Annotated in this window: 12 protein-coding genes; 3 read left to right on the top strand and 9 right to left on the bottom strand. The window is 25.9% G+C overall.

Translation table 11 applies throughout. The features are described from left to right. Positions 1–181 precede the first annotated feature (181 nt). The 3 genes from Q1X91_RS07845 (at position 182) to Q1X91_RS07835 (ending at position 4,968) form a co-directional block, all read left to right on the top strand. Positions 182–1,954: a SpoIIE family protein phosphatase gene (locus Q1X91_RS07845; protein ID WP_300755481.1), complete on the top strand. Its 1,773-nt coding sequence runs from the start codon at positions 182–184 to the stop codon at positions 1,952–1,954. Between the two features lie 55 nt (positions 1,955–2,009). Then, positions 2,010–3,008 (top strand): hypothetical protein, encoded by a 999-nt coding sequence (locus Q1X91_RS07840; RefSeq protein ID WP_300755478.1) that lies wholly within the window; start codon positions 2,010–2,012, stop codon positions 3,006–3,008. 481 nt (positions 3,009–3,489) lie between these two features. Next, on the top strand, positions 3,490–4,968 hold the full coding sequence (locus Q1X91_RS07835) for a hypothetical protein (RefSeq protein ID WP_300755476.1): 1,479 nt from the start codon (positions 3,490–3,492) through the stop codon (positions 4,966–4,968). 101 nt (positions 4,969–5,069) lie between these two features. Here the strand turns inward: Q1X91_RS07835 and tsaD are convergent, their stop codons facing one another. The 9 genes from tsaD to Q1X91_RS07790 form a co-directional block, all read right to left on the bottom strand. Continuing rightward, a complete protein-coding gene (tsaD, locus tag Q1X91_RS07830) occupies positions 5,070–6,092 on the bottom strand; it encodes a tRNA (adenosine(37)-N6)-threonylcarbamoyltransferase complex transferase subunit TsaD (RefSeq protein ID WP_300755473.1) in 1,023 nt (340 codons plus the stop codon). Between the two features lie 94 nt (positions 6,093–6,186). Further along, positions 6,187–6,945 (bottom strand): S8 family serine peptidase, encoded by a 759-nt coding sequence (locus Q1X91_RS07825; RefSeq protein ID WP_300755471.1) that lies wholly within the window; start codon positions 6,943–6,945, stop codon positions 6,187–6,189. Positions 6,946–6,948: 3 nt separating this feature from the next. Next, positions 6,949–7,704 (bottom strand): GAF domain-containing protein, encoded by a 756-nt coding sequence (locus tag Q1X91_RS07820; RefSeq protein WP_300755469.1) that lies wholly within the window; start codon positions 7,702–7,704, stop codon positions 6,949–6,951. A gap of 161 nt (positions 7,705–7,865) precedes the next feature. Beyond that, positions 7,866–10,898, bottom strand: a complete 3,033-nt coding sequence (locus Q1X91_RS07815; protein WP_300755467.1) for a toll/interleukin-1 receptor domain-containing protein — start codon at positions 10,896–10,898, stop codon at positions 7,866–7,868. Between the two features lie 220 nt (positions 10,899–11,118). After that, the gene (locus Q1X91_RS07810; protein ID WP_300755465.1) at positions 11,119–12,105 is read right to left on the bottom strand and encodes a hypothetical protein; all 987 of its coding nucleotides are present in this window, start codon (positions 12,103–12,105) and stop codon (positions 11,119–11,121) included. Then, complete coding sequence (locus Q1X91_RS07805) at positions 12,092–14,206, bottom strand: toll/interleukin-1 receptor domain-containing protein (RefSeq protein ID WP_300755463.1); 2,115 nt, start codon at positions 14,204–14,206, stop codon at positions 12,092–12,094. Before Q1X91_RS07805 ends, Q1X91_RS07810 begins: the two co-directional genes overlap by 14 nt. A gap of 66 nt (positions 14,207–14,272) precedes the next feature. Beyond that, entirely contained in the window at positions 14,273–17,296 is a 3,024-nt protein-coding gene (locus Q1X91_RS07800; RefSeq protein WP_300755461.1) for a toll/interleukin-1 receptor domain-containing protein, read from the bottom strand. A 25-nt stretch (positions 17,297–17,321) separates the two neighbouring features. Then, on the bottom strand, positions 17,322–17,966 hold the full coding sequence (locus Q1X91_RS07795; RefSeq protein ID WP_300755460.1) for a sigma factor: 645 nt from the start codon (positions 17,964–17,966) through the stop codon (positions 17,322–17,324). 2 nt (positions 17,967–17,968) lie between these two features. Then, complete coding sequence (locus Q1X91_RS07790; RefSeq protein ID WP_300755458.1) at positions 17,969–20,458, bottom strand: NAD-binding protein; 2,490 nt, start codon at positions 20,456–20,458, stop codon at positions 17,969–17,971. Between the last annotated feature and the right edge of the window lie 72 nt (positions 20,459–20,530).

The following is a 20,530-nucleotide window of genomic DNA, read 5'->3' as shown; positions in this document are numbered from 1 at the left end:
CATAGCTATTCCTTTTTGTTTGTTGTGATAATTTAAATTATAAGGAATACCTCCTTTTTTTAAACTAAAACTGTGCAATATCTATGGCTCTTAAACACTAAAAAGAAAAAATATATGTTGACTATAAAATACACTATGATATAATAAAATAGTATATACTAATAACATTTAGAGGTATTGTGTGGATATATATGATATAGTAGATAATCCCGAAAAGCAGCTTGAAGTATTTTCAGGTATTATCAAAAGAATGAATGCCAGCAGCGATCATGATGAAACTCTAGTTACAATCATATCAGAAATAAAAACTATAATGTACACAGATTCTATTCTTTTATATTTGGTGGATCAGGAATTATATAATCTTCACTATGAAATGTCTATAGGTCCTTTGGGAAGTAAATTCTTCGGAAATATTATTGACAGCGAAAGACCTTTAGCTGTAAGAGCTTATACTACATCATGTTCATTATATTCTAATGATCCTCAGGAAGATTCTGCTTTTATTCCTATGAAAGAGATTTTAGGAGAAGATCTTAAAAATATATTATTTGTACCTCTAAAAGTAAGAAAAAAAAATATAGGTTCATTGTTTTTAATAAATAAAAAAAATGGTAAGTTTATAGAGCAGGATACAGTTGTAATGTCATTATTTGCAAATATTGTATCTTTAGCTTTAGTTAATAAAATGGTATATGACAGAGCACAGTCAAGGGCTTATGAGGTTGGTGCTTTGTATCAGATGTCTATTTCTATTAATAAATGCGAAACTATAGAAGAAATACTTAATGATAATATTAGCATAGTATGTGAAGCATTTGAGGCTCATAGGGTATCAGTTATATTAAAAGAGAATGGCGTTTTTAAGTTTAAGGCTGGTATTGGAATAGATGAAGATGTACTTAAATATGGTGTTGTAACTGTTGATGATAATGTTCTTTCTGAAGTACTTAGTACTGGAAAGCCTGTTTATTCTTTTGATGTAGACAGAGACAGCAGATTCAGACCTAATAAAAATCTTAGATATAAAAGAAATAGTTTTATGGTAGCTCCAATTGTAGCAAAAGATGAGATAATAGGTTTTCTTTCAGCTACAGAGAGAAATATTAATAAGGCATTTAATTTAAGTAATTTATCGCTTTTAGAGATGTTGGCTCAGCAGATAGGCGAGAATTATATGCATGTATTATTATCCGAAGAGTCAAAAATAAAAGAATCTCTAACAGAAGAGATTAACTTTACAGAACAGCTTCAGAAAAGCGTACTTCCTAAAGAGTTCCCTAATGACGGTTTATTTGATATAGCAGCGGTGAGCATACCTAGCAAAAATGTAGGCGGAGATTTTTATGACTATATAAAAATAAGCGATACTAAATATGCTCTTGTTATAGCCGATGTATCTGGTAAAGGTTTAGGTGCTGGATTTTTTATGACTATGACACGCTCTATACTTAGAGTTTATTTTTCTGAAATGGACGATCCTGCTAAAATATTAGAAGCTGCAAATAAACATATATATAAAGATTCTAATAATGGTATGTTTGTTACTTGTTTCTTGGTTGTTATTGATACTGAAAATAAAACTATTACATATTCTAATGCAGGACATTTAACTCAATATTTACTAAAAAAATATGATATCAGCACTTTAGATTCTATACTTGAAATGCATACTCATGGTAAGCCTTTAGGATTTATTGAAGACGCTTCTTATCAAAATAAACAGCTTTCTTATTCTAATGGAGATACTATTATTTTATATACCGATGGTATAACTGAAACTTTCAATAAAGCTGAAGAAGAATACGGTGAAGAAAGACTTAAAAATATTCTTAAAAATGATTATGATGATGCTAAAGAATTAGTTGATGATATAGTAAATGAAACTATTTCGTTTAGAGGAAAAACTCCTCAGTTTGATGATATCACACTTTTAGTTGCTAGATTATTATAATATTCTGTTGATATATTTGTAATTATATTATACTATATTTGTTATGGAGATTGATATGAAAAAAATACTTTTATTAATTACAATAATGTCTTTAATTATAATTCAATGCGGTAATAAAACAGATACACAAACTAATACTTCTAATACAAATGAAACCGTACAGTCAGATAATACTATGCCGTCAGAAAAAATAGTATCACAGGCAGATGCAGCATTTTTAGAAAAAGTAAAAAATAAAATATTAATGGGCGGAAATGCTCAATATACTTTCAAAGATAACGGCGATATAGAGTATGTATTTGAGCATGGAAGTTATAGAGAAGATAAAAATTATATATTTGAATCTTCAAAAGATGGAACTAATGCCTATTATTATGAAACTTATAATATACAAGATATATACAAAGAAGGACCAAGCAATATAGCTGCAAATTATAAAGGCTTTTCAGTAATAAATGGAATTCTTTATGAAGATAATTATCAAGGTTATGAGAGCGACCCTATTGAAACAATAATGAGTAAATGGGAAAAAGAAAATTATTATTCTAATTATTATTACAGAGAAGTAAAAGAAAATCCTAACTTTGATAATTTCCCTTATGAGAATAAAGCTGATGTAACTTTTGATGAGTACAATAGAATATCAAGAGGCATATTAATATCAAAATCAGATTATAAGCCTGAAGAAGTAGGGGATATTAATAATTATAATTTTGACAATGTATATACAAATGGTTATAATGCTTCTATCGAATTAAAGAAAAATGATGACGGAACATTCTATTTCTATGCTGTTAACATAACTACAGATGAAAACGGACAGACAGTAACTAATATTCAAAGTACAGATGTTAGTAAAATGATATTATCAGAAAATCAGTATGTTGAGCCTTATTGTGAGATATTTGACAATTCTATGGAGTATGGTGAAGCTTACGGTGCGGATTTTACCTATATGATAGATATAACTCCTATAAGTTCTGATGCTTTAGTTTTAGTTGAAAATCATGGAAGCTATGGATTTAGCGGAGTGTTTAAAAAGCAGTCTAATTAATTTTATTTAGTTTGAAATTATGAGGCTTTATCAAATTTTATGTTGGTAGAGCCTTTTTATTTTATAAAGTTTTTTAGCATATACCTAAACAAATATGATTTGTCAAAAATTAATTTTTTAAATTTAAAATATTTGCGGGGCTTTGCCCACCGCACTGTGTGCTACGCAACCCCCCGCTTTTTTTGCGACCGTAGGAAGTGCCTGTGGTATTGCCGCAAAGAAGCAGGCACAGCCCGCAGTCGCGAAAGGCTACATTTTATGCTGAATTTAGCAATTTATCCTACATATAAAACATGATTAGTACGATTTAATAATAATTTCAACACTTGCACTTTTTGGTTCTTTTTGCGGCGGGAAAAAGAACAATTAAAAATTGACAAACTTAAAAATTTTCAGTATATATATAATTAATAATACTTATATTGAAATAAATACATCTATATAGTATACTTATTTTTATAATATGATTTAAGGAATATATATGAAGAAAATATTTTTACTCATTACAATAATATCTTTAATTATAATTCAATGCGGTAATAAAACTGATAATCAAACTAATGCAAATACTGTTAATACAAATGAAACAGTACAGTCAAATGAAACTATACCAGCAGTAAAAATATTATCACAGGAAGATGCTGCGTTTTTGGATAAGGTAAAAAATAAAATAATTATAAGCGGCAGTGCTAAATACACTTTCAAAGATAACGGAGATATAGAATACGTATTTGAGCATGGAAGTTATAGAGAAGATAAAAATTATATATTTGAATCTTCAAAAGACGGAACTAATGCCTATTATTATGAACTTTATAATATACAGGATAAGTACGAAAAAGGACCAAGTAATATTGCTACAAATTATAAAGGCTTTTCTGTAAAAAACGGAATTCTTTATGAAGATAATTATCAAGGTTATGAAAGCGATCCTAATGAAACTATAATTACTAAATGGGAAAAAGAAAATTATTATTCTAATTATTATTACGGAGAAGTAAAAGAAAATCCTAACTTTGATAATTTCCCTTATGAGAATAAAGCAGATGTAACTTTTCTGGAATATAATGAAAGACTTGAAGGTATATTAATATCAGAATCAGATTACAAACCAGAAGAAGTAGGGGATATTAATACTTATAATTTTAATAATTTATATACAAATGGTTATAATGCTTCTATAGAATTAAAGAAAAATAATGATGAAACTTTCTATTTTTACTCTATTAACATAACTACAGACGAAAACGGGCAAATAGTAACTAATATTCAAAGCACGGATGTTAGTAAAATGATATTACAAGAAAATCAGTATGTTGAACCTTATTGCGGTATAGGTTCTCAGACTTTAGATTATGAAGAGGTTGTAGGTGCTGATGGAGGTTATATTATATCTATTCAGCCTATAAATTCTGATACTATTATGGTAGCAGAGCCTAACGGAAGCTATGGATTTACCGGCATATATAAAAAAGCTCCTGAAATAATAAATGCTGATGATAAAAGTACTAGAGAAAAAGCGTATTATAATGCCTGCAGATGGTATGCTGAAAATTATGGTGAATTAAATGATATTTTTAATAAAACTGTAGATTTTGATTTTGAGGGCGGAGGATATTATGAGATTAATATGGAAAATGTTTATCTCTATGTATCCAAATTTGAGAACTCTGGATATTTTTCTGACAATTATATTAAAAATTTAGAAAATAGTTTTGAAGAAATAAAAAAGCACTTGGAAGAAAATAAACAAAGTGACGGAGTTATAGAAGGTATGGATGCTGACTGGTTTTTGGCTGCTCAGGAAATTGATTATTATCTTAATATTATAACTAATGAAATGACGCTTAAAGATATAGTAAATTATGATGGAGATTCTCTATGCATAAGTAATGATGCAGGAGAGTCTGTAATTTTAGAGGTTAAAAAATATGGTGATGAATGGCTGATTGAAAAATAAACAAACAGTATAGAACATTTAAGGCTTTACATTATAACAGATACAAAAATATTAATGTATTTATTATAATGTTAAAGCCTTAATTATAAATAACAAAAATACTATTTAATACTCTTGTTTTTATTATACTTTTTATTAAGTACCCTAGAAGAGCAGTCCAAACTATAATCAGCAAAACTTTCTTTATCTTTCATATAATATGCAAGTCCTGCTACCATAGCGGCATTGTCGGTAGTGTATTTTAAAGCTGGAAGATAGCATTCAAAATCTTTTGAGTTTCCAAATCTCTCACGAAGATAACTATTGCAGGCAACACCTCCAGATAATGTAACTCTTTTTATACCGCTTTTTTGAACATATTTTAGAGCTTTTATATATAAAGGCTCTATGGCACTTATTTGAAAGGCGGCAGCTATATTTTCATTTGTGGCTTCATATCCTTCTTTTAAATACTTTTTTGTTGAGTATACGCATGCTGTTTTAAGTCCGCTGTATGAGAAATTGTATTCATCTATGCCGTTTAGTAAAATAACAGGGTATTTTATGGCTTCTTTATTTCCTTCTTTTGCAAGTCTGTCTATTATAGGTCCGCCAGGATATCCTAGATTTAAAAACTTGGATACTTTATCAAAAGCCTCACCCACAGCGTCATCTAATGTGGTGCCTACAACTTTATATTCTCCGTAGTCATGAACTTCTGTTATTATAGTATGACCTCCAGATACAACTAATGCTATATATGGAAACTCTATATTATTTGTAAGATGAGGGGAATAAATATGTGCTGCTATATGATCTAATGCTAGTAATGGTTTATTTAATGAAAAAGCCAATGCCTTTGCACTTCCTACTCCCACAAGAAGAGATCCCAAAAGCCCTGGTCTGTTTGTAACTGCAAATAAATCTATTTCTTCTAATGAGGTATCAGCATCTTTTATAGCTTTATCTATTACATAAAGTATAGCTTCCAAATGTTTTCTTGCGGCAATTTCTGGAACTACTCCTTGAAAATCTTTATGAGCGTCTATTGATGAACTTAATACTGATGATAAAACTTTATTTCCGTCTTCCACTATAGCAGCAGAAGTATCATCGCAGGAAGTATCTATACCTAATATTTTCATGTATTCTCCATTTATATTTTTATATCTTTATTATTTATGATATAATATATATTTTTTTATCATATTGGCAAATAGTTTTTTATTGATGTAAAAGTTATTTGCTGTCATTACTGCTTATATTTTTTAATATACTCTTTATTTCAAACGGTGAGAGATTTTTATTTTTTTCTTTAAGGAGAGCAACTATCCCTGATATATGCGGAGCGGCAAAACTGTTTCCAAGCATTGTCATATATGAATTGTTAACCCAAGGTACCTTTACATATAAGCCTCTTGCCAAAAACTCTATGCAGTTGCTGTCTCTGAAATAAAACTCATATTTATCATCGCTTGCTATGGCTTCAACAGATATTACTGAAGAAAATATTGACGGTATGCTTGGTATAGGTTCATTATTATCAGCAGCAACTAAAGTTATGTTCTCATAATATGCTTTGTCTAATAGATTATAAAAGTTACTGCTGTATGTCTGATTTGTAGTTCCTAAACTCAAATTGATAATATCCATTTTGTTTTCTATAGCCCACTCTAAACCTTTTAAAAATACATCTACTTTTCCAGACAATTTATTTCCCAATACTTGTATGCTGTATAGTTCTGCCTCTTTAGCTATAGAATGTATTATTCCAGCACATGCAGTTCCATGTCCGTACTGATCATATCCTTTATAATCTTTAATAACGGCTTCATCATTTTCGTATTCTATTACAACCCCGCCTTTTATTGGGTTATTATCTTTAAATGCATCATGAGAGGCTTCTATACCGCTGTCTATAATTCCGATTTTTACTCCCTTTCCGCTCAAACCTTTTAATATATCATCTTTATCTATATGGAATATTTCAGACTTCATAATTTATTTCCTTAACAGCATTTTTTCTAAATGAACTAAATAATTATTCAAAAATTGTTTGCAGAAAGCTAATTCTCTTTCATTTATATTTCCTATTTTATTTAAAAGATTTGAAATTTCCAGTGCTTCTTTTAATATTGGATTTTTAGTATACTCATCAAGCTGTTTAATAACTTTTTCTCTTTTAGAAATATCTTTAAGCGATGAAGCTAATATTTCTCTTATATTTCTATCAGTGTAATTATCTTCAATAACAATAGAAGCTATTTTTGCAAATGAATATAAATGATTCATGTCCTGCTGCGAAAAATGAGAATTATCTTTTTTATTAATAACCTCTAAAACTCCTATAACTTCATCTTTTATTTTTATAGGTACTATTGCTATATCGTCTATTTCTATTTTTATAGTATTTTCTGTATCATGCAAAGCAGAACTTACCGATTTATACATTTCTTTATTTTCTGATACATCAGCAATATTTAAAGCCTGTCCAGACATAAATACATTTCCTGCAATACCCCTGCCTATATGTACTTTAAAATCTTCAACCTTTTCATTGTTTATTGTCTTATATGCTTTTAATACCAAATACTCCATATCATCGTCTAATAAAAGCAAATGTCCTGCTTCAGCATCTGTTATTGATACAGCAGTATCTATGATTATATTAAAACAATCCTCTTCCTGCTGTGAAGCTGTTATTAAAAGAGCAAAATCCATCTGCTTTATAAGTGAATCCAGATCCAAACTATCCATATTATATAATACCTTTGTCAAAAACTGTATTTAATTAAATATCTTTATATATTAATTAACATATTTTTATAAAACTTCAAGTAAAATATTTCATTTATGTAATTTTATAAGTAAATAAATTATTATATAAAATTTTATATATTTATAATTTTTATTTATAATTATTTTATTACAGCATTATTTTTGTTATAGTAATTTGTATATGATTTTCCATTGGAGTAATAATCAATGGTCATCTTGGCATATCCAAATCGGCTTTCAGTAAGGTGATTATTTAAATCATAGAAGCTGCATTTTATCATTCTGTTATTGTTATCATATTCTCTGACTGATAGAGCATATTTATCTACGCTGTCAGATATCATATTATTATTTGTATCATAATGTTTTTCATATATTAAGTTTCCAGAACTGTCATAAATAAACTCTACTTTATAAAAACGATCTGCTAAAAAAGTAGGGTTATTATAAATATCATAATATTCTCTGCTTATAATATTAATACCTTTATCATCAAAAGTGTTTATTCTTTTATAATATCCAAAACTATTAAGCATATTATTATTATTGGTATCATAATATGTCAGTTCATCTTTGTTGTTAAAAGGATTTCTATATTTATATATAAGATAAGCACAGCCGTAAGCCGCATTTGTATTTATAACAAGTTCATTGCTGATACCTGTAAATATAGATATTTTCTCTCCGTTATTATCTCCTGCATAGTTATTATGATATCCGTATACTAGTATTGGTTTTTCATTAATATCATAATAGGATTCTTTTTGAAAGCTATTGCATTTTATATCTTTATCTATTATTTGTTTTACTTCGTCTATATAAACATTTTCAAATTTTATTATAGCTATGTCTTTAGCAGCGTTTATCGGTTTTTGATTAGTTCCTAAATATATAATTTTACTTCTTGTTGAATTATTATATTCATATATAAGTCCTGCACATTTGGCATTATCAAATATCCAGTACTCAAATTTTCCGTCTGCTAAGTATAAATTGTCATTTACATCATAAAATAAAATTTTTATGACATTGCCGTTATCGTCGTAGTCACGTGTAAGTTTATGAAATCCGTAAAACCATTTTTTTGAATTAAGATAAACCGTTTTATTTTCATTACTGTCATAATAAGTTTCTTCAGTAGGAAGCCCTATATCATTATAACTGTATCTGCATATTGCATATCCTGATGATATATTTTTATAATTTCCGTTTTCATCTAAATAGGCATTTTCTATAATATTACCTTTTTTATCATATTCTATTAAATGAGAAGCATAACTTTCATAACCTAAATATTCATGGCTGTATACATAAGCATTAATCTTATCATTATCTGCATCATAATATGAAATATTAGTAATCCTATTATGATCATTATACATTATTAATTTTTTATGATAATTATAATTATTTAAAATCTTATTTGTGTAGTTTCCGTAGTATGAAACAGATTTTTTATTAAAATTGTTATCATATTCTATTCTTTTTATAGAGTAGCCGTCTTTCATAAAAGAAATATTTGTATTAGCATCATAATATATTTTTTCTATTATATTATCATTATTATCATATTTTACAGAACATATTGAATAACCGTTTGTATGATATGCATTTTGATTACTCATATTCTGAAAATATGTATATATATTATTACCTAATTCATCATATTTGAAATAACATTTTGAGTATGAGAAATGTATATATTCATCTTTAGAATCCAAATAATTTGCACAAGATATATTTCCAAAACTGTCTAATTCATAATATACAGAAGAATAAAAATTATTTAAAGGTATTATTCTATTATGATTATTGTCAAAGAATGATTTTTTTATAAGATTTCCGTATTTGTCATATTCTTTTTTTATATATGAATATCCGTAATCTTTATGCGTATTATAAAACAAATTATTTTCATTATCCAAGAACTCTTCTTTTATAATACTGTATAGTCCGTCATAATAGAATTTTATTTTAAATACTCCGTTTCTGTTTATGATGTTTTCTCCTTGCATATTAATGCCGTATTCTGTTATTATCATACCATTATTATCAACTTCGTATCTTTTTCCGTAAAAGCCGTCTATATCTGATACAAATGTATTCCAAGAATCTCTGTAATAAAATTCATTGGTAATATATCCTTCATCATTATATTCTACTTCATATCTCACTATAGAACTTCCGTCAGATACAAATGGAAGATTAAATTCATTTTGAAACTCTATTATTTTTAAATCAGAGCTGTATTCTCTAATCATTACTATTTTATTATTATGATCTTTGCATATTATTCTTTTTACATTTCCAGATACATCAGCTTCTGGAATCCATACGCTTATATTAAAATTATTTTCATCATCTCTTAATCTTCCAAAACTATTAACTCTTCTTACCTGTTTTAAAACACGTCTCTGCTCTTCAAATATATATGTAACAGCTCTTTTTAAATACATAGACTTTTTTAATTTTCCTATGCCTTTAGGAAGTCCGTATTGATATACAAAATTATTATAGTAAGTTATTTTTAATCTATTATAATCCCATATTAAAATTACGGTTAATGATAATACTGCTAAAATACATAATAAAATTATAAATTTATTTCTAAATTTTCTCTTTTCTCTTCTTTTTTCTCTTTGCCTTAAATCATCAAAATTGCAGGCCAATATACATGATAATATTTTTAATAATGCTATTTTTTTAGTTTCTTTTTCTTTTTGATCTGTTTTATTTCTTACATCAGCAGCAAGCGGTTCTATTTTTTTTATTATACCGTTTTCTTCTATAAATGTTAATTCATTAGGAAAAGCTTCATAAGGTTCCCCGTCTACTAATAAGGCAACTATTCTTTCAGAACGTCCTAATTCTTTGAATATCTTTATTTCATTTTCTATTCTTTTAGATTTTTTACTATTCTTTGAGCATATTACTACTAAATATTTTGAATGTATCAATGCTTTTTCTGTATTTATATTGATATTTTCTGAAGATTCTTCGCTGTCTTTAAATACCCTTCCTATTCTTTTTTGAAAACCTTTTTTTATTAATTCTTTAGGCACACTCCAATTTTCAAATTCTTTAATAAGCCAATTAGCCCATTTACTGTCTAAATCCGTATTTTTAGAACTTATAAAGACATCATAATTATATATAGCTTCTTCATCAATCATTAATGTATCCTAATCAAATATAATATTTAATAATATAAAATTAGTAATATGATAATATGAGTGTTATAGAATTGATTTAATTATATCATAATTGTAAATTTAGGCAATATAAACTATATGATAAAATATATCATTATGTTTATAATATGATTTATTATGTGTATAATATGATTTTTATTGTACCTGTTTTTTTATTTATATTATAGTATAGAATGAAATATTATTTATAAGGATATATTTGATTTCCTTTATCGTCATAATAGTTTGTAGCAGTATTTCCGTATTCATCATAATATATTCTTATGCTGGAATATCCTAAATTAATCATAGTAGGTTTTCTGTTTGTACCATAATAAAATGCTGCTGTATTTTTATTATCTTCATCGTATTCTAAATGCAGTACTGAATAGTTTAATTTTTTTGAAAGTACAAGATCATTATTTGTACCATGAAGTTCCTGCGTTACCCAATTTACATTTTCATCATAAGTATTCGTCATAATAAAATATCCTTTGCTTCCTATAATTGGTTCTTCATTAATTCCATAATTTTCAATGGAGCATATATAGTATTTGTCATTAAATCTTACTATCTGTTTAAAATAATTTTCATAATTAAGTATAGGTTCATTATTTGTACCGAAAGTTTTTGTAACTCTGGTTCTTGTTCCTTCTTTCAGATAGTATGTAATTACATATGCTTTTTTTTGAAAATTGATAGTAAGTTTATCATTAGTATCACAGAAAATATAAACTTCATTATTATAGTTAGAGCCTTCATATTTAGTATGATAATTCATCTCATCTAAGATTATAGGATTTAGGTATTTATCATAATATGAAGTTTTTATTATACTTAAATTGCTGATAGTGTTGTATTTTATAAAATTTGTAACATCAATATAATTTAAATAATCATATTTTACAGTTCCCAGATTATTATATGCATTTATAGGCTCGTCGTTAATTCCGTAATATGATTCTTTAATGAGCATAGAATTTGAATACTCATATTTTATTTTAGCAGCGTTAATATAAATAATTTCCCACATATTATATGTAGCTATATGGGAGCCGTCTATTTTCGATATTATTGGTTTTCCGTCTGTACCATAAAAATATTTTTCTGTTATATTTCCTTTAGAATCATATTCATATCTTATTTTATGCATTCCAGATTGGTATTTATTGGTATTAAAAAAAATCATATGTATCTGTTATAAGAATAAGTTCTTCATTTGTTCCGTAGAAACTTTCATCTATCTTGAGACCTTTATCATTATAATTTATTTTTCTTACAGCGTAATTTTTAGAGTTTAATATAAGATTATTGAAATCATCATAATATCTTTCTTCTATAACATTTCCTATTCTGTCGTATTTTATTCTTGTATCTGCAAATTTAGAATTAAATCCGTAAAATCCAAGTACCAATTTATTGCTTGGACCATAATATTTTTTATTTGTAATTTGATTGTATTTATCATATTTATATTCTGCTAAATGATAATGCTCCTCCTGAATAGTAGGTTTACCATTTTCATCATAGTAACTTTCTTCTATCAGATTATAATTTTCATCGTATTTTCTTTTATAGATAGAGTAATTACTGTCGCATATTATTAAATTATCATTTTTATCATAATAGCTTTCTTCTATCAAATTATCATTATCATCGTATTTTCTTCTGTATTTATGATATATTTCACCTGTAATATATTTATTGGTATTAACATCATAGAACGCACCTTCTATAATATTGCCGTTATTATCGTATTTCATTGTATGTATGCAGTATGTGATGAAATTATCAATTATATAAGGAATTAAAAACAATTTTCCATTTTCATCATAGCTAATTATATTTGTAATATTTCCTTTATTGTTTGGATTATAAACAATAGAGGCACTTCCGAAATAGTTGGATAATATGCTTTGTTTGTTTTCATTGAAGAAAGATTTTTTTATCAAATTGCCGTTTTTATCATATTCTTTTTCTATATATGAATATCCGTAATGATCTCCTATATAAATTAAGTTGTTATTATTGTCAAAAAACTCCTCTTTTATCAGATTGTATTTACTGTCATAGCTTAGCTGTAATTTAAACATTCCGTATATATTTTCTTCTATGTCTCCATCTGAGTTTATACCATATTCAGCAGTAACAGCTCCGTTCTTATCCACTTCATATATTTTTCCGTAAAATCCGTCCTTATTTGCAATAGGAGTATTCCATAAATCTCTGTAATAAAGTTCATTAGTTACATATCCGTTTTTATTGTATTCTACTTCATATCTTATTATCTCATTGCCTGATGCAATAAAAGGCAGATTAAATTCATTTTTAAATTCTATTATTTTTAAATTAGAACTGTACTCTCTGATCATAACTATTCTATCATTATGATCCTTGCATATTACTCTTTTTGCTTCTCCGTTTATATCTATATTTGGTATCCATACGCTTATATTAAAGTTTTGCCTATCATCTCTCAATCTTCCGTAACTATTAACTCTTTTTACTTGTTTTAATATACCTCTTTTGCTTTCAAATACATAGCTTACATTACGCTTCAAATATTGTTTTTTGGTTAATTTTCCAATACCTTTTGGAATGCCGTACTGATATACAAAGGTATTATAGTATTCAGTTTTTATTCTGTTATAATCCCATATAAAAAATGAAACCGAAGATAAAATTATCAATAATGATAATAAAGCAAGTATACTATTTTTTAATTTCTTTTTATATCTCGATTTTTCTATATCCATCAAATAATCAAAACTGTATGATAGAATACAAGATAATATTTTTATTAATGCTGTTTGCTTAATTTCTTTATCTTTTTGAAATTTATTATTTCTAACATCAGCATAAAACGGTTCTGTTTCTTTTATAGCACCATTTTCTTCTATAAAAGTTAATTCTTTATTAAATGATTTGTTAGGCTCGCCGTCTATAAGCAGAACTATTATTCTATCGAACCTTCCAAGTTCTTTAAATATTTTTATTTCGCGTTCTACCCAAACAGACTGTGCTGTATCTTTGGAACATATAACAACTAAATATTTAGAATGTATTAATGCTTTTTCTATACTTTTACTTAGATTAGAGCTTGTAGATAATTCTTCTTCATCTCTGAATACTCTTCCTATTCTTTGAGGAAATCCTTTTTTTATTAATTCTTTAGGAGCTCTCCAAGTTTCAAGAGATTCTAGCAGCCATTTAGCCCATTTCTTATCACTACTAAGATGTCTGTAGCTTATAAATACATCATAATTATAAATTATTTCTCTATCTGTCATATTATAAATAAATAAAAAAATATTTTGTTTGTTGTATATAATTAGGATTATAGCATAATAAAAAATTTAATCAATAATACTTATTTCCTTTCCTTTATCATCATAGTAGTTAGTAACAGCATTTTCTTTACTGTCATAAACTATTTTATAAGAGGCATAACCCCATATATTTATAATAGGTTTTTCATTAGTTCCATAGTATTTTGCAGATATTTTTCTGTTGTTTTTATCATATTTATAATCTACTCTGGCATAGTTGTTTTTAAATAAGATTAATTGATTATTAGTGCCGTACAATCTGTATGATACAAGATTATAATTATCATCGTATATACCTTCATACCTGAAATATCCGTTTCTGCCTAATATAGGTTCATTGTTTGTTCCGTAGCATTCACTTTCTGCTATATCATAATTTCCGAAATATTTTGTTACGAATTTAAAGCAATGATTATTATAAATAACAGGTTCATTATTAGTACCGAATGTTCTTAAAGTTCTTACTCTATAATTATTGCTGTCATAATATGTATTTTCTATAGAGTAGGCTATATTACCTTCATTATTTATAATTAATTCATTGTTAGTTCCGCAGTATACATTTATTTCGCTGTCATTATCATTTCCTATGTATTTTGTATGATAATTATATTTATTAAGTATAGGTTTTTCATCTTTATCGTAAAATGAAGTTTTTATAATATTTTTTATTTTTATAGTTTCATCTTTTATTAAGTTTGTAACGGATTTGTAATCTGTGTATTCATATTTGATTATACCTAAATTACTGCTGGCATTTATTGGTTCATTATTTGTTCCGTAATAAGATTCTTTTGTAAGATTAAAATTTGAATATTCATATTTTATTTTGGCTGTATTGATAAACATAGAGTCTTTTTCTAATTCTGTTATGATTAATTTATCATTTGTATCATAATAGGAAATTTCTATATTATTTCCTAAATCATCATATTTATATTTTATTTTATGGTATGTGTAAGCATCTTTTCCTATATAATACGACTGTTTAAAAAAAAGAACTGCCTCATTATTTGTACCGTAATAGCTTTCTTCAGTTTTTAATCCTATTTCATTGTATTCTATTTTTTTTAGTGCGTATTTGTTATTATTGAGAATAAGTTTTCCGTTTTGATCATTATAACTTTCTTCTATAACATTGTCTCTTTTATCATAGTTTATTTTTATTTCATATCCTTCATTGCCGTATTTATTTAGTACTACCAATTTTCCGTAAATATCAAAATATTTTTTTTCTACAAGATTATCAAAATCATCATATTTATATTCTATTTTATGATAATTATTATTCCTGTATACCGTAGGTTCATTATTAGTGTTATAATAGCTTTCTTCTATAAGGTTATAATTCGAATCGTATTTCATCTTTAAAATAGAGTATTTGTTAAAGCAGTTTACCAAATTATTATCTTTATCATAATAACTTTTTTCAATTATGTTATTGTTGTCATCATATATTATTTTGTATTTACTTGAACTTATAGGAGAAATATATGTGTCATTATTTAAATTATAAAAAGAAGTCTCTATAACATTTCCTCTATTATCATATAACATACTGCAGGTATGATATTGTATTTTGTCATAATTTATATCTAAAAATAATCTGCCGTTTTCATCATAATTTATTATATTTGTAGTGTTTCCTCTGCGGTCTATATTGTAAACTACACATGAAGGTTTATCATTATCTTTTAATATTCTTTGTTTATTTTCATTGAAGTATGATTTTTTTATTAGGTTGCCGTTTATGTCATAATCTCTTATTATATATGAATATCCGTAATTATATCCAGATATATAAATTAAATTATCATTTTGATTTAATATTTCTTCTTTTATAAGATTATAATTATCATCGTATGTGTATTTTATTTTATATATCCCTTCTTTATTAGGAATAATATTTCCGTTGGAATTAATTCCGTATTCAGCTGTAATAACTCCGCTTTCATCAACCTCATATTGTTTGCCGTAAAAACCATTTTTGTCTGATATAGGAGTATTCCATGAATCTTTATAATAAAGTTCATTTGTTATATAACCATTTTCATCATATTCTGCTTTATATCTTACAGTAGAATTTCCATTAAATATGAATGGTAAATTAAATTCATTTTTTAATGTAATTATTTTTAAATCCGAACTGTATTCTTTTATCATTACTATTTTATTATTATGATCTTTGCATACAATTCTTTTTATATTTCCTTTAGAATCTATTTCTGGTATCCATATACTTATATTATAATTTTTATCTAATATGCCGTAACTGTTTACTCTTTTTACACGTTTTAAAATACCTTTTTGATGTTCAAATACATAAGTACTTGATCTTTGTAAATATTGTTTTTTTGTTAATTTTCCTATTCCTTTAGGTACTCCGTACTGATATACAAAATCATTATAATATGACAATTTTACTTTATTATGTTTCCATATAATAATTATAGAAGATATAAAAACAATTATGATAGATAATAATACAGTTATTTTATTTATTAATATTATTTTTTCTCTTGTTTTTTCTTTTTCAATTAGTTCTTTAAAATCACATGCCAAAACGCATGATAATATTTGAATCAATGCTTTTTGTTTTGTTTCTTTTTGATTTTCTTTATCTCTTACATCAGCAATTATCGGATTTAATGGTATTTTTTTATCAGTATCTATATATCTCAATTCTTCACTTATAGATTCTTCACCGTCTATAAGCAGTACAATTATTCTATCAGAGCGTCCTAATTCTTTGAATATTTTTATTTCAGCTTCTACCCACTTAGATTTTTGAGTTTCTTTCGAGCAAATAACTACTAAATATTTTGACTGAATTAATACTTTTTCTATACTTTTAGTTAGATTAGAGCTTGTAGATAATTCTTCTTCATCTCTGAATACTCTTCCTATTCTTTCAGGGAAACCTTTTTTTACTAGTTCTTTAGGTACTTTCCAAGTTTCAAGAGATTCTAAAAGCCATTTAGCCCATTCTTCATCAAGATGTCTGTAGCTTATGAATACATCATAATTATAAATTACTTCTTTGTTTATCATGTTATTATACCAAGATATTTTATTTTTATATGCTTTTATTAGTAAGTTTTTTTATACAGTCTTTTATTTTATTATTATATGCTGATTTTATTTTATCCAAAATATGACCTGATATATTATATTTTGTTTTTATATCTTTTTGTTTTAAGTCCTTATCAAGAAAAGAGAATACATACTCTTTATATATAATAAAACTATCTTCTATTAATTGTGATTTTTTATTCTTTACCTCTATAAGATTTGAAAGTCTTTGATCGCACATATTACATTCTTGGCATATAGTATCCATACTTTGTTTTGTAATAGCTTCAAGAAATAAAAATAGTCCTTCTTTGTATTCTTGATATAAATCATTTATCTCATCATCAGGTATTACTAAATTAAGAAGCTCATCATTCAATCCTTGCAGTTTGTATTTTTTCTTCATTTTACTCTTTTTCTTTCTGATATAATCAATTACCCTAGAGTTGATCATTATGTATATATATCCGTCTATTAGATCATAGCCTTCTTTTTCAAAACCGCTTCCTATTTTGTTTAACAATTCCACATAGATTTCCTGCATAATATCTTTAGAGTCTTCGTAGTTGCCTATTTTTGAATACACTCTGCTTATATAGTTTTTATAATTTCTGTCAATGGAATCGATTAAGTCAATTATTTCCCACATAATTAATAACTTTTACCTATTTTATATTTTATAAAAGAGCCTAACTCTCTGTTATTAAGAAGAAGGTCTCTCATTTTATCAATAAGTTCATAATTAAGAATAAAACTTCCTGATAAACTTCTGTTTTTTGTATTGTTATCCTCCAAAATATAATGTTCATTCACAAACTCTCTATCTTTAGCATCTAAATTTTTTATAATCATTTCATATTCATCATTATTGATTGTTATAGGTATATCTATAAGCCCCATAGAATCTTTATATAATTCCTCATCAGATAGCTCTTCAAATGGTACTAATAGATTGTGAAGTCTCATATGTGATTTAATAAATGATAAAGTTTCTTTAGGATAATCAGAGCCTATACTGTCAAAACCTGATAATATTTTTGATACATACCATCTTTTATGTTCTAATCTGGCTAGTAAATCTATATTTTTTATATCTTTCAAATTTGCATGCTTTCTTTTATCATTAAAATCCAATATTGATAATCCCAAATAATCAAGTTTTATAGCTAAAAATCTTGCGGCATATCTATTATCATTTTTCTCACCTTCTGATATATTATTCCAAGCTCCGTTATTATTTGCAGTAGGCATTTTGCAGTATTCGGAGTATATTTTTTGTGCTATAGTATCCAAATCATTATACTGAAGCGAATAATCTATAGATGAAAGATAGTTTATAGATGGGAAAATTTCTATTCCTATTTTATAGTATTTATTATAAAGGTCTGGATTAGTTTCTAATATATTTGTATTTGAATCTAAAAATACAAATATATTAGGTTCATCTTTTATAGATAAATTTTTGAATAGTATTTGTCTTGTTTCAATAGCCCAATTTAATGAGTTTTCTTCGTTATCTGCATAAATTAGGCAGGAAGATAATCTGCTAAGTAAAGAAGCTATATTATCAGGTATTTCATTATTAATAAAAGAAGGATAATCCAAAAAGTGAAGCGATGCAATTCGGCTTAATTCCGGAAGTTTGTTTATAAGTACATTATTATAAAACTCCTGATTTTTATCTACAAATATGAGGTTAATATTGCTGTCTTTTCCTACAACAAGGAGAATAAGCTCTCTTATTACATCTATAACATTATCATTAATTCCAAATATAAGTATAATAGGGGCATTTCCTTCATTAATATTAATATTTCGTATTACAGAGTATTTTGAAATTTTATCAATAAAGAAACGTATAGCATTCTTTTTGAATGATGAAAAACGTACATAAACAGGGTCTTTACTGTATGAAACTGGAAGTATTTTTTCATAATTTTTATATTTATTATTATCTTCTATATCTACTACTAATTCTATAGTATGATTTATTTTATATGTTCTTATTATTTTTGAGGCTATATTCATAGTTTCTATATTTTTATCATCATATTCAGAAATGCAAAATACTTCACTGCATTTTAATATTCCAGCATTAAATAGAGTAGAAGCCTGAGTATAATCTCCTTTAAGTTTTATTACATTCTTATTAAATATATCTTTTGTATTAATTTCATTTTCATTGCATATAAGCACTATTTTTTTATCTTTGGACATTCCATTTAGTACACATAATGATTTTACATTGCAGCCGCATATAATGGTATGTTTTTTAAAAAATATTGATATAATAGTTCTGGTTATTAAATCAGAAAAAAGATTTTTTAGAACTTGAAATAAAGCACCTGCTAATGTTATAGGAGCAAGAAATCTTACCAAGTTTAATAGAGGAGGCAGTTCTTCCATATCAAAACTAGCTTCTAATTGAAATATCTGCAAAGTTTTATAAAATGCTGTAAATATGCTTATATTTTCTCCGTATTCTTTTAAACAAAACTCTTTCCAAGCAAAAATTCCAAGTACAGATACAAAAAGAAATGATAAAACCCAAGCTACAGTCATACTTAAATATGATGCTTTTTTAGGTATTTTTTCTCCTATTACTTTTGAACATTTATCGCTGTTAATATTATTCAAAAGGTAATCTTCTATTTCATTTATATCTTTATTTAAATCTATAGTTAATGAGAAAGGTGTATCATAATAATTTTGAAATGATAATACAGGTATATTATAATCTTTTTTAGGATTATTTTTTATATAGCTGTTTATGTTTACATTACTGTCGCATATGAATATAGATATATCCGTTTTATGCGATATTAATGATATTAATTCCTGATTAGAAATATCTTCATTAATAATAAAACTTGAATTTGCTCTTTTTAATATATATTCTATATCTTCATTATTTTTATTTATAATATTTTGTGTTATTATTTCTATAACTATTTGATATTCAGCAGCCAATTTTGCTATTGCAATTTCCAAATCTGTATATAAACTTGTATGCAATTTTATTAATCTTTTAGGATATATTCTTCTTAAATGATTAATCATAAAAGATAAACTTTCAAGTGCTTTTCTTTTATCTGCACTTTTTTGTAAATCTGAAATATATATAGTTATAGGGTGATTCATAAATAACCTTTATTTGTAATTTTCTAAAAATAGTTTAATTTTATAAATAAAAATATATTATTAGTACATATA

Origin of the sequence: uncultured Brachyspira sp. (assembly GCF_949287625.1) — a bacterium.
GTDB lineage: Bacteria > Spirochaetota > Brachyspiria > Brachyspirales > Brachyspiraceae > Brachyspira.
This window is presented reverse-complemented; position numbering and strand designations above follow the sequence as displayed.

Excerpts from the sequence above, each read along its gene's own strand:
- tsaD (WP_300755473.1), bottom strand. The coding sequence starts at position 6,092 with ATGAAAATATTAGGTATAGATACTTCCTGCGATGATACTTCTGCTGCT.
- Q1X91_RS07810 (WP_300755465.1), bottom strand. The coding sequence starts at position 12,105 with ATGATTTTTTTTAATACCAATAAATACCAATCTGGAATGCATAAAATA.
- Q1X91_RS07815 (WP_300755467.1), bottom strand. The coding sequence starts at position 10,898 with ATGATTGATGAAGAAGCTATATATAATTATGATGTCTTTATAAGTTCT.
- Q1X91_RS07835 (WP_300755476.1), top strand. The coding sequence starts at position 3,490 with ATGAAGAAAATATTTTTACTCATTACAATAATATCTTTAATTATAATT.
- Q1X91_RS07790 (WP_300755458.1), bottom strand. The coding sequence starts at position 20,458 with ATGAATCACCCTATAACTATATATATTTCAGATTTACAAAAAAGTGCA.
- Q1X91_RS07820 (WP_300755469.1), bottom strand. The coding sequence starts at position 7,704 with ATGGATAGTTTGGATCTGGATTCACTTATAAAGCAGATGGATTTTGCT.
- Q1X91_RS07795 (WP_300755460.1), bottom strand. The coding sequence starts at position 17,966 with ATGTGGGAAATAATTGACTTAATCGATTCCATTGACAGAAATTATAAA.
- Q1X91_RS07825 (WP_300755471.1), bottom strand. The coding sequence starts at position 6,945 with ATGAAGTCTGAAATATTCCATATAGATAAAGATGATATATTAAAAGGT.
- Q1X91_RS07800 (WP_300755461.1), bottom strand. The coding sequence starts at position 17,296 with ATGATAAACAAAGAAGTAATTTATAATTATGATGTATTCATAAGCTAC.
- Q1X91_RS07840 (WP_300755478.1), top strand. The coding sequence starts at position 2,010 with ATGAAAAAAATACTTTTATTAATTACAATAATGTCTTTAATTATAATT.
- Q1X91_RS07805 (WP_300755463.1), bottom strand. The coding sequence starts at position 14,206 with ATGACAGATAGAGAAATAATTTATAATTATGATGTATTTATAAGCTAC.